The sequence below is a fragment of the Acinetobacter legionensis genome, assembly GCF_057165765.1.
On record NZ_CM169896.1, the window covers coordinates 4,061,051 to 4,073,275 of the forward strand.

Here is a 12,225-nt window from a genome sequence, read left to right on the forward strand (position 1 = left end):
CGATTATTCTTTTCACTCAAATTTAGATTCATAATTAACAAAAAGCCAATCAATAGATTGGCTTAATGAAATAATGAAAATTTTAAATAACGAATCACTTAGGCAGAGCACTTCGCCATTTATCACCTAACATCAAATCTAAACGGTCAGCATCGATATTCAACTTAAAAGTTCCATTACGAACTGCTTCTAAAGCTTTCTCGCGATTCATACCCATCGAAAGTGGTTCCATCATGGTAAACAAACCTGATGTCGGGTCAGAAGACTGCAAACCAGCAGCCACAGCTAAAACATACTTTCTAAGTAATGGTGAAGAAATTTGATTTATATTCGGTTCAGAGGCTTTGGGCTGTATATCAAGCGTAGTAAAATTATCGCCAATCACATAATTTTGGATCTCATTATCTTTTTTAATGATCTGATGCTGTAACGCCTTACGTACATCTTTATCTTCTTGATAAGGAACAACACCTACAGCTTCTTGACGCAGTTCAGAATCCGCCATCACTTTAATCGTAGGCAATGAGGCAACTTCTTCTGCCTGTACAGTGGGTAACCAAACAGAAAGAGCAGTTACAAGTATCGAAACTTTGATAAAGTTCATACATTTCACCTAAAAAATAAATCATCGTATATATTCAATAAAATGATTCAATACATTTAATATTGTCTATTAAACAGGCTATAACAAATTATAGCGAGATTCACTAAAGCTCAGATAAACGGTAAATACTGTTAAAATTCTGAAATAAAGATTAAATAGGTTTTGCTCATTCAACAGCTTAAATAGAGCCACCAATAATTTTTTTTCCAACTGGTCCGTTTTAGTTTATAAGAGGTCTATTATGAATCTTGCTAAAGTTGCTGAGATAACTCAAGTAAGCCCGCGTATGTTACGTTATTACGAAGAGCTAGGATTAATTCGCCCGCAACGAACAGCGAATCACTATCGAGCTTATAATCAAGCAAACATCGAGGATATTCAAAAAATTAAAGTTCTCAATGATGCCGGCATGCATTTAAAAGACATTAAATTATTATTGCCATGTTTCGATTTGGGTGAGGAAAAATTTACCTTATGCCCTGTTGCCAAAGAAACATTAAAAATAGAGTTAGAACATATTTCAGAAAAATTAGTCAAACTCAAAAAATCTCAAAGCCTATTAACATCTTTTTTAATGCAAGGAAAAGCTGAAGAAACCAAGCGTTAATCGAGATCAATCTTATTGAAGCGCCTGGACCCGCTCTTTTTCTTCACTATTCATATCTTTCCAAGCTTTTCGATTATTCCAAAACCAATAGCCATTTTTATCCTGTGCAACGCATCCCATATCAGATTTGGTTTTAAAACTTGCATAATCTGCACCCTCAAGTTCGCCAAAACGTTCTTCATAAATATGCTGCTTGTCTTTTGCGTAGCAATCTCCGAGTAGTTCAAAACTACTGGCATCTGCACCCTCTAAAATCGAAAACATGCCCCCATCCAGCATGCTAAAGTAGTGATAAACATGCCGTTTATCTTTATACAAATTAGAAGGGTTTAACTGCTTAAAGCTCGCTAAATCTATAGTGTCATTCAAAGAAGGCCCATCTTCACCACCAAAACCCAAATGTCGATAAAAACGCTCACCCATGATCGACAGGCTTTTGCTGGGCAGAACATGTTCAGATAGAAACACGCTACAACGATTTGCATAAGGAAACTTTAACGCCAATTCTCGTTGAGGATTGATATATAAATTGTCCCGCACAAGGCTCCATTGCTGTTTTTCCTGCTCAGCATTTAACCCCGCTTGCTTTTCCTCCACGACACATTGGTCATACTCAATTTGTTCAGCACATAAAATAGGGGCTAAGCCTAAAAAATGCTTCCATCCATAAACCTTTTTATAAGTATCGGCATCCAGCATTGTGTCTTGATCAATTTGATAAACACCAAAATGATAGCGATATAAAGCAACGCTTTTACAATCTTGCTGAACGAGAAATGGCGTCTGGTAGACATAGCCAATCCCACCCAGCAATAGCAGTATAAACATTGTAAAAAGCAAACATATTTTTATATTTTTCATTCATCTACTTCTAAAATTTACAAGGCTTCTTCTAATACTTCCGCATTTTGCTCTTTTTTCTGATTGATTTGGCTATTCAATTTCAGCACATCCTGAAACAACTGGTTAAACTGTTTCACTTGAGCATCGTCTTTAAACAAAATTTGATTACCCTGCTTCTGCCACTCATATTTTTTTAACAAATCAAACATGGTTTCAGCTTTACCTAAAATTTGTAGCTCATTTAGGATTAGGGTATTTTCAGGGTCAAGTTCAACATTCTGTTCGAGCTTATCCTGTAAGGGTTTCTTGAGGTCCTTGCGCAAATCTATTTTTTTTAATTCGTTTAAAGCCTCGGTTTTATTTTGTCTATTTTTTTGCTGATATTGCTGCATTGCTTGTCGTACAGTCACCAGCATCTGTGTTGTTTCTACATAGTTCTGTTTACGGTCTGCATCCAAACGATTTACATCTAAAAAATGATCCCATTTGGCCGCTGCGAGCTGATTTAAATAAGTGTTCCGTGTATCAACATTCTTGGCCCAATATTTCAATAAAAACTCAGACAAGGTTTTGTAATCACCTTTGAGCCGATTATCATGAATATCAATATTTACGGGTTTAGAACGGTCTTGGGCTTGTTCAGAAAGTTGCCGCATTTTTTCAGTCATCACCAAATCAAATGCTTGGCGATTGGCGTCTTCATTCTTTATTGAAGTATGGTCATAGTAGAAAAATCCAATAACAGCCAGAAAGATGATACCGAAAACAATCAAAAGTCGACGCATACCAAACTCCGAACATCCTTATAGATTACTTAGAATATCCTAAGCGACTCTTTTTTGTATATTAATTATGCAAAATAACAATAAATAACCTTTGTTGAATCACCTTAAAATAAGACTGCTTAAAAGTTTCACTTTAAATTTATGCAAACAAACCCCATCATAATCCAAAATTAGATTGTAGAGATTTCCCATGCGCGTAGATATTTGGTCAGATGTGGTTTGCCCTTTTTGCTATATCGGTAAAAAACGTTTAGAAGCTGCTGCTGAACAAGCAGGTATTGAGCTTGAAGTCCATTGGCACAGTTTTGAACTTGATCCTGAAGCACCTACGCGTCAAGAAGTTTCAAACTCTGAACGTCTTGCGCAAAAATATGGGCGTAGTATCCCTGAAGTCGAAGATATGCAACGCAATATTGCAGCAATGGCAAAAGAAGAAGGCATCCAATTTAACTGGGAAAATGCCAACTCAGGAAATACCTTTAACGCCCATCGGATCATTCACCTTGCACAAAGTAAGGGTTTAGGTTCAGAAGCAGAAGAAGCTTTTTTCTATAGCTATATGACTCAAGGTTTACCGATTGGTGAACGGGAAACAATTGAAGATGTCGCATCTCGTATTGGCTTAAATCCAATAGAAGTTGATGATGTTCTAGACTCTGAAGAATATGCTGACTTTGTAAAATTCGATGAACAAGTTGCTCATGAACAATTAAAAGTAACAGGCGTACCATTCTTTGTCTTTGATCAACGTGTGGCTTTAGCGGGTGCTCAACCACGTGAAGTCTTTGTACAAGTGTTAGAAAAAGCCCTTGAAACTGCGAATGATGCTGAAATCGAGCAACAGGATGGCCCTGTTTGTGCTGATGAGTCTTGTGAAGTTCCCAACAAATAAAATCAGCTACTGGAGAAATTCCTTGAAGGAGTTTCTTCAGTATTCAATAAGCATAATAATATTTAAGAAAATGATTAAAAAACCAACCGAAACAGATCATAAAAAATATACTGAATGATTTCTATGTCTTATTTTTAATGAGTCATTTTTTAAATTTTACGTGCCATTTTTGCAATACAGCGTTGCAGAAAAGCAACTATTCATCACCTTTTTCTTAGACTAAGATCAATAAATATTTTTCGTTCCCACGAAATTCATGCGCTGTAGTTTCTTTTTTAATTTTCTTATTTTTTAAGACACAACACCTCCTCTTTTGGAGGTGTTTTTGTTTATGCCGCAATAAAATAGGCTTTGAGGATAAAATTAAAGTTATCCACAACAGCGTATAATTTTTCTTCATTCTCGCTTTTCAAAAGTGCATTGCTACTATAGTCAACCTGTCAAAAACTCATACACAAGAATATAATTTCTCTTGATTAATATTTTCAACTAAATCAATTGCCTTAGGAAATAATTTGTTTGATTATAAAAAGCTTGCAATGCCGTACCATACATTCAAAGCTTAAATACCTTTGCGTAGGCGATGCCTCACTTTTCAGAGATGAAAAGATACCGTCTTAACTGTCAAGCAAATTATTTAAGGATTCATGCCTTATAATTTGCCTGATAAGGTTGTTGGTTTTTAAGAACACCATAGCAAAGATGAATTAACTTTCGCATAGCAGCAGCAATCGCTACCATTTTAGTTTTCCCTTTCGCTAAGAGCCGTTCGCTCAACTCTTTAATGTGAGGATTGTACCGAGTTGCAACAATGGCAGCCATATATAAACCCGATCGAATTTTAGGTGAACCGGCTTTAGATAAGCGACTTTTTCCAAGCACAGAACTACCAGATTGTCTATGAATGGGAACTAAACCCACAAATGCAGCAGCTTGGCTTGCTTTTTCAAAAGAATGAGCACGTAAAAAAACAAGCATTAATAAACTGGTACGCTCAGCAATTGCTGGAATGCTTTCAAGAAGCTTTTGATCACGTTTAAGCTCATGGTCTTGATCAATATGGTTTTGAATTTGTGTATCTAGATTCTGAATTTACCGAGTTAATGATTTAATATTAGTCTTAATAGACTTTAAAATTGGTACAACTATTAGAGTGGAGTTTGCTTTTTCCAAACGATTTTGTTCACGTTTTAAGCCGTTCGCAAGACTTGACCTTCTATCTAATAAAGCATTGAGCAATCGGATATTATCAGGAGTGGGTTGCCATAAATGTAAATCTACAGTCATTGCAAATCGCGCCAATACTTCACTATCGATTTTGTCAGTTTTATTAAGCTTAGAGATACTTTGAGCAAAATATCGAGTACGGGCTGGGTTAGCCACACAAACTTGAAATTTTAAATCAAATAAAAATTGAGCTAACATTTCATGATAGACGGATGTTGCTTCCATTAAGGCTCTAGTTTCTTCAGCAACAAGACCAAAACGATTTAACCATGATAACAATTGATGAAATCCTTTATTGCTATTGGAAAAGCATTTAGTTTTTATTTTTCCACTAGAGTCATCAAGAAATAAACAACAATCGAATTTAGCTTTAGAAACATCAATGCCAAGATAAAACATAGCTTCACCTAATTATTGATTGAATTAATATTAAAAAACCACAGTCTTTTCTTGTGAATGCAGCATCAAAGTGCTTAGTTACCGTCCAGATTTATGTCAGTGGTTAGGTGTAAATTGTAGGTTTAATCTTTTCAGGAAACTCGAAGTTTTGATGACAAACCAAACTCTACAATTTACGTGTAGTGATAGCTAATCACTACAAAGAACAAGATACAAGATGACAAAAATCTTTCGTTTAACAGGGCTCTTGCGCTGCAAACAAAGCAGTGCTTTATTTTTGCTCATATACCCCCGCCCAACGGCGACATCCATGTCGCCACACTGTAGGGCAACTATTTATGATTCAAAAGCACAAAAAATGAATTGATAACCCATAGTTTTTAAAAAGTTCATAAAAGATACATGCTTCATGTCTAATCAATGACTTGAAGCAAATCACTTGCATGAATAATTATGCAGTTTGACTATATTTAAAATCGCTTATCTATTCTTGGATAAGTGTAGATTTTGTCTCCAAAGAATTTTTAGCGTAAAAGCTTTACCATAATTGAGCTTTGGATAAAAAAGCGCTTATTTATTAAAAAATAGCTTAAGTCACGCTTTGATTCGCGATAATGTGGATAGAATACGCTTCATTTTAAATAAATTTATGTTTTTTGTACTTAAAATAGCGATTCCATTGAAATTTAGTGTTTTTTTAAGGCATAGTTATATCGAAAATGAAGTACTGAATGACTCAAAGTTTAAGAAGTGGGCATATGAATAAAATATCAATCTTCTCAAAACTACCTTATGTCTTAATATTAGGCGGTTTTTTTGGGAACACTGCGTTTGCAGAAGTAAATAGCAGTCTTGAAGCGAATGCTAAAACGGGGAAAGTCGATCAGCAACCTTCTTTAGCCAGCGCCAAAGAAAATGAGATGGGCTTGCTCAACTATATTCCAAAAATTGTTGACTCAACACCGACCATTTTCCCAGAACAATCTAATCAAGTTATTGTTCCCCCAACGGATGCAACAGAAGATCAAACTTGGGCCGACAAAAAGCAGAAAAAGATTAGCAATTGGGCAGACCGTACAGCCAATAAAATGGACAACTGGTTTGGAAAAACTGATCCTGCACATCCAGCGTCAGCAACGTTGCGGATCATTGTTGATAATCAATGGAATAAGCATGATGGTTATGATGTCAATCCTCGGATACGAGGAAAAGTTAAATTACCCACACTTGAAAACCGTTTAAGTGTGGTCTTTGGTGATGATTCATTAGATGATGAAATTACAAATAATATAGCGATCAACAATAATCATGCTGATGGCGATCCAGATAAACGAGTGGATGGTAAACAAATTCGTGATGATAACAGCTCGATTGCTTTACGTTGGTCACAGCTTTCTAAACGCTTACCTTTTGACTTAGATGCAGACCTTGGTATTCGTTCAGGTGATGATATCTATGCACGTTTAAAGGCTCAAAAGGATTGGAAACTGGGGAATGATTTTACTTTTCATGCGGAACAGATTTACCGCTATGGGATCGACAGTGAAAACTATTTGAGAACCAACTTAGAGCTGACCCATGCTCGCCCCAATCAGCCCTTTATTTCCAACCAATTCTATGTGACGTATGCAGATGAACAAGACGATGATTTAACTTGGGATAACCGTACTTATCGACAACATCAGTTCTTTAAAAATAATCGCTTTAACTATGGTATCTATACTGGCGGTTATTATAATAATAATGACCTTAAGCTCAACAGTTGGGGGCCTTTTGTTTCTTGGCGACAACCTGTTTGGCGTGAATGGTTTTACGTACAAGGCGACTTAAATTATTTTAATGATCGTCGTGAAGATCGTAGCCATTTCCCAAGCGCTTTGGTACGTTTAGAAGCGTTATTTTAAGCATAAGCTGAATCTTTAAGCTGAACTGTGGATAAGTTTCGACTTATCCACTGATGTTGGTAAAATGCCTGCCACACCCTTTTAATTCAATGGGGCAATTGAAAACAATTCAAAAGTAAAACTATAAGCGGGACCAAAGTCGCTAGAATTGGGCATATACATTGTTTCATAAGTCATTCGCCCAATCGCCCTAACTTCTTTATCGACTAAAGCATCGTCTATTTTAAGGCTTGGATGTACCGCTATCGGTAACGCCATTCCCCCTTTCCCATCGCTAGCAGCAAGTTCATAGTTCTGGCCATTTTTTTTCAATATACCCATCACAGCAGCCTGTGTATTTTGTCTTAAGAACATGGCGTTATGTACTGAAATATCTGTGGTATTTGCATTACGCTTTTCAACTGGTGGAAGTTCATATGCCATCACAACTGTTGTAGCTAAACTGAGCAATACAAAACAACCTATACATTGAATTCTTTTAAAATTATTCATTGAATGTGTTTATATAAAAAAGCCTATCTTAAAGATAGGCTCTGTTAAAACAAATTACGACTTATTTAAGCAATAAATTGTTAATACGTTTTACATATTCAGCAGGATCATCAGGTAAACCACCCTCAGCAATTACTGCCTGATCAAAGATCACATTGGCTAAATCATCAAACTGGGCTGAACTTTCAAGTTTTTTTACTAAAGGATGTTCAGGGTTAATTTCCAGAATTGGTTTAGATTCAGGTACAGCCTGACCCGCTTGTTTTAACATACGAATTAACTGCGGCGAAAGCTCACCATCGCTGGTCACTAGACATGCTGGTGAGTCCACTAAACGCGTTGTCACACGCACTTCTTTGGTCTTGGCTTTTAATGAATCAGAGAGTTTTTCAACCACAGGTTTAAACTGTTCTGCGGCAGCTTCGAGTGCTTTTTTCTCTTCCGCATCTTGTAAATCACCAAGATCGACTGCACCCTTTGCAACATTTTGCATAGGAGTGCCATCAAAGTCATGCACAAACTCCATCGCCCATTCATCAACACGATCTGCCATAAGCAAAACTTCAATGTCTTTTTTACGGAATAATTCAAGTTGCGGAGAGTTTTTCGCAGCCGCTAAGCTATCGGCAGTCACATAATAGATAGCTTTTTGCCCTTCTTTCATACGTGCTTTATAAGCTTCCAATGATGTTGATACCTCATCATTGCTCGAAGTAGAGAAGCGTAAAAGTTTTAGAATACGTTCACGATTACCAAAGTCTTCACCTAAACCTTCCTTGATCACTGAACCAAATTCAGCATAGAAAGTTTTAAATTTGTCTTGATCAGCTTGATCTTCTGATTTTGCTAAAGCATCCAATGTTGTCAATACACGACGTGCATTACCTTCACGGATGGTTTTCACATCACGGCTTTCTTGTAGAATCTCACGGCTTACATTAAGCGGCAGATCAGCACTATCCACCACACCTTGTACAAAACGTAGATAATTTGGAATCAGATTATCTGCATCATCCATAATAAATACACGTTTTACATAAAGTTTGATGCCTGCTTTAGCTTCACGCGTGAAAATATTACTTGGTGCTTTACTTGGAATATAAAGCAATTGGGTATATTCAGTACTGCCTTCAACTCGGTTATGTGCCCAAGCCAATGGTGCATCAAAGTCATGAGTTAAATTCTTATAGAATTCTACATACTGCTCTTCAGTAATTTCGCCTTTGCTACGTGTCCACAAGGCACTTGCTGAGTTAATCGCTTCCCATTCATCTGTTTTAACATAATGACCTGGTTTTTTCTCTTCACCTTCAGCTGCTTCTTCTTCCTGCCAAACTTCCTTCTGCATTTCGATAGGTAAGCTGATATGGTCTGAGTATTTATTGATAATTTGTTTAACTTTATAAGATTCTAAATAATCCAGTGCGTCATCACGTAAATGTAAAATAATCGACGTTCCACGTGAAGCCTTCTCAATTTGTTCGACTTCAAAGTCACCCGTACCACCACTGATCCAACGTACACCTTCTGATGCATCTAAACCTGCACGGCGAGATTCAACGGTAATTTTATCAGCAACGATAAAACCAGAATAAAAACCTACACCAAACTGGCCAATCAGTTGTGCATCAGCTTTTTGGTCACCAGATAACTTTGACATAAAGTCTTTGGTGCCTGATTTAGCAATCGTTCCTAAGTTATCAATTGCTTCTTGTTGGCTTAAACCAATACCGTTGTCTGAGATGGTGATTGTTTTCGCATCTTTATCTAGGCTTACACGAACATGTAAGTCTGGATCATTCTCATAATATTCAGGATGGTTAATTCCTTCAAAACGTAACTTATCACATGCATCTGAAGCATTTGAAATCAGCTCGCGTAGGAAAATTTCAGGGTTAGAATAAAGTGAATGCGTCACTAAATGTAAAAGCTGAGCCACTTCTGCTTGAAAGCTATGCTTTTTTGAACTGTGTTGTACGTTCTGTTCACTCATAAAATCACTCCGTAAATTCATAACGCTTTTTTATTGAATGCATTAGAAATGGAGTGGTTTAAGCATATTTCAATAGGCAAATTTAATTTTTTTTAAAATGGACCTTGTTGGTAAACTCGATTCATATAAATCTCTAGTTTTTGCTGGCGCATCTGATACGCATCGGTTAAACAACGTAGATTGTCCTGACATTGATTGCGCAGTTGTAACCATTTCACTTGCTGATCCTGTATCACACCCCGTGTTCCCATCGGAACAAGTTTACGGATAATGGTATAGGTGGTCGCCATTTTGACATCTGCATCGTTTAAACTGCGATGCTCACAAATGGCATGTTCGCTTTTGGTCTGAGCATGCTCACAATTAAAACTTGCTGCATTGGCTATTGTGCTGCTACTTAACCCTACCAATATTATAAAAATTAAATTTTTCATATCATGTCAAAGTCTTATTGATGTTCTGATAGATTAAATGGATTTAATCAGCGCTTATATAGCTAAAAATAACTATTTTTTATTGCTTCTTGTTTCAATATATAAGGCTCTGTAAAAATAAAAAAACTCGGTAAATTTACCGAGTTTTTTATGAGTCTAAAGCGAACTTAGAATCTATAGCTATAACCCAAAGTATAGATAACTGGATCAATATCTAAATCAAATTTTGCAGCAGTAGTATTACCCGCTTTAACAGTCACTTCTGGGCTTAATTGAGCATAACGGGCATCAAAGAAAACACCCCAGTTTTTTGCATCAGCAGGTTGGAAGTTAAAACCGATTTGACCAGCAAAACCAAAATCATCTTTAACTTTAACCTTAGTGCCCGCCAATGCCCCAGATGATTCCTCATCCCATGCAAGGAATGCTGTACCACCAACACCAATATATGGTGTAAAACGTGTAGAGTTTTTGAAGTTATATTTAAACGTTACAGTTGGTGGTAAGTGTTTAAGGTTAACTGCTTTTTCACCATCTAATTTCACATCGTGGCTAATTGGTGTAGCTAATAAAACTTCCGCAGAGAAAGGTGTTTCACCAAAGATATATTCTACAGAAGGCGTAAAAGCATATTCATGGTCTGCTTTCACAGTACCAACACCAGCAACTTTGGTGTCTTGTGTTGGTGCAATCACCGAACCACCAACCTTGACTTGCCAATCTGCAAATGAAGCAGAAGAAATTGCCATTAATGCAATAAGAGCAGTTTGCTTTAACATTATAAATACCCCAGCGTTGTTATTAATAAACATTAAACATAGGTATTAATAATATTGCAACATTTATTTAAATTAAGAATTAATATATATTTTCAAGTAACTGTTATACAATAAAATTTATTTTAATCATATCAAAACAGTTGGTTTTAAAACCCAACCAAATTAATCAGGATTATTGAGTGAAATTTAATATAAAATGGATTCTTTATTATAAATTAATAATATCTATAAAATAAATTTAAACCTCATTTTCAGGGCTGTATCTTCAGAGAAAAATCTTGCCTCCATGTCCTAGATGATAGATTCAGCCAATCAGATTGGCATCTCTGAATTTTTTATCGAGAAAGATAAAAGTGTATTGAAAACAGAGAGTTCATCGAAAAATTGGTTTTTTGTTATTTTTATAAATTAGGAAATTAAATCAACCTATACTGTCAATAAAACATCAATATAAAGTTATGTTACATAGTCTAAATCATATTGTTTAAAGATAAACAGTTCATTTTAAGATAAAAGAATTAAAGTATTTTAATCAATAAAAAAATATAGTAATTTATATATACAAACGAATTTCATTATAACCTTTTGGAATCATAGTACCTTGCTTAATATCATTTACTAAATTATTCCATTTATTTTCAACACAGTTCTCCAAAGGTTCTGGATAATTTCCTGTTCGATTAAAATTTTCCCATCCATCTATTGAAACCCCTAAAAACTGTTCAATTGACTGTATCGCTTTATCTAATGATTCATATTTAAGATTAATATCTATCCCTGTATCCTCATCACTTTCATCATAATAAAAGTAGGATATTAATATTTGTTCTTTGTCCAAAAAACCAATTACTCTCATATAATTCCCATACTCTTCTAATAAAACTCTATCTACTACAACAGGTTTGGTCATACCAACTTCAATATAACTCACTAATTCACATATATTCATATTTACTTTTTCCAATAATTACAATGATATCTTATTACCATCAGGTATCTCTATGCAGTGATCCTGAAGTATTTTTATGAATTGAGGCAGTATGATCACAAAGGTTTATAACTCACCTTTATATGTATCTCTTTGATCAGCCAAATCCCCACTCACCTTATTATTTAGGCTTAGATAATTGATAATCTTGATCTGCTGATCTTAATTCAGGCATATTATTTAAGATTTTTCCTGCTGTTTAAATATCAAAAACTAGAATACTCCCATTTTTACAAAGAATATCAACCCATCTATTTAAATGATTTTAGTCGAACAGA

At 35.5% G+C, this 12,225-nt stretch carries 11 protein-coding genes and 1 pseudogene; 3 read left to right on the forward strand and 9 right to left on the reverse strand.

Annotated elements, in window-relative coordinates:
- Positions 1-94: 94 nt before the first annotated feature.
- The gene (locus AC2G3J_RS18575; RefSeq protein WP_483770423.1) at positions 95-604 is read right to left on the reverse strand and encodes a hypothetical protein; all 510 of its coding nucleotides are present in this window, start codon (positions 602-604) and stop codon (positions 95-97) included.
- Between the two features lie 241 nt (positions 605-845).
- Between AC2G3J_RS18575 and AC2G3J_RS18580 the strand changes: the two genes are divergently transcribed.
- Entirely contained in the window at positions 846-1,211 is a 366-nt protein-coding gene (locus AC2G3J_RS18580; RefSeq protein WP_419359044.1) for a MerR family transcriptional regulator, read from the forward strand.
- 12 nt (positions 1,212-1,223) lie between these two features.
- Here AC2G3J_RS18580 and AC2G3J_RS18585 read toward each other — a convergent pair whose 3' ends face one another.
- Together AC2G3J_RS18585 and AC2G3J_RS18590 are read right to left on the reverse strand one after the other, a co-directional pair.
- Positions 1,224-2,039, reverse strand: a complete 816-nt coding sequence (locus AC2G3J_RS18585; RefSeq protein ID WP_419359045.1) for a DKNYY domain-containing protein — start codon at positions 2,037-2,039, stop codon at positions 1,224-1,226.
- Between the two features lie 50 nt (positions 2,040-2,089).
- On the reverse strand, positions 2,090-2,839 hold the full coding sequence (locus tag AC2G3J_RS18590; protein ID WP_419326989.1) for a hypothetical protein: 750 nt from the start codon (positions 2,837-2,839) through the stop codon (positions 2,090-2,092).
- A gap of 190 nt (positions 2,840-3,029) precedes the next feature.
- On the opposite strand from AC2G3J_RS18590, the gene AC2G3J_RS18595 reads away from it, so the two are divergent.
- The gene (locus AC2G3J_RS18595; protein WP_004818526.1) at positions 3,030-3,731 is read left to right on the forward strand and encodes a DsbA family oxidoreductase; all 702 of its coding nucleotides are present in this window, start codon (positions 3,030-3,032) and stop codon (positions 3,729-3,731) included.
- 645 nt (positions 3,732-4,376) lie between these two features.
- Here AC2G3J_RS18595 and AC2G3J_RS18600 read toward each other — a convergent pair.
- Positions 4,377-5,357, reverse strand: a pseudogene (locus AC2G3J_RS18600) (IS110 family RNA-guided transposase).
- A gap of 758 nt (positions 5,358-6,115) precedes the next feature.
- On the opposite strand from AC2G3J_RS18600, the gene AC2G3J_RS18605 reads away from it, so the two are divergent.
- Complete coding sequence (locus tag AC2G3J_RS18605; RefSeq protein ID WP_336952361.1) at positions 6,116-7,261, forward strand: hypothetical protein; 1,146 nt, start codon at positions 6,116-6,118, stop codon at positions 7,259-7,261.
- An 81-nt stretch (positions 7,262-7,342) separates the two neighbouring features.
- Here AC2G3J_RS18605 and AC2G3J_RS18610 read toward each other — a convergent pair whose 3' ends face one another.
- The 5 genes from AC2G3J_RS18610 to AC2G3J_RS18630 form a co-directional block, all read right to left on the reverse strand.
- Complete coding sequence (locus tag AC2G3J_RS18610; RefSeq protein ID WP_336952362.1) at positions 7,343-7,753, reverse strand: hypothetical protein; 411 nt, start codon at positions 7,751-7,753, stop codon at positions 7,343-7,345.
- 61 nt (positions 7,754-7,814) lie between these two features.
- Complete coding sequence (gene htpG / locus AC2G3J_RS18615) at positions 7,815-9,746, reverse strand: molecular chaperone HtpG (protein ID WP_336952363.1); 1,932 nt, start codon at positions 9,744-9,746, stop codon at positions 7,815-7,817.
- A gap of 92 nt (positions 9,747-9,838) precedes the next feature.
- A complete protein-coding gene (locus AC2G3J_RS18620) occupies positions 9,839-10,180 on the reverse strand; it encodes a lysozyme inhibitor LprI family protein (protein WP_336952364.1) in 342 nt (113 codons plus the stop codon).
- A gap of 167 nt (positions 10,181-10,347) precedes the next feature.
- Entirely contained in the window at positions 10,348-10,959 is a 612-nt protein-coding gene (locus tag AC2G3J_RS18625) for an OmpW/AlkL family protein (protein WP_034617314.1), read from the reverse strand.
- 553 nt (positions 10,960-11,512) lie between these two features.
- Positions 11,513-11,908 (reverse strand): hypothetical protein, encoded by a 396-nt coding sequence (locus AC2G3J_RS18630; protein ID WP_419326988.1) that lies wholly within the window; start codon positions 11,906-11,908, stop codon positions 11,513-11,515.
- Positions 11,909-12,225 lie beyond the last annotated feature (317 nt).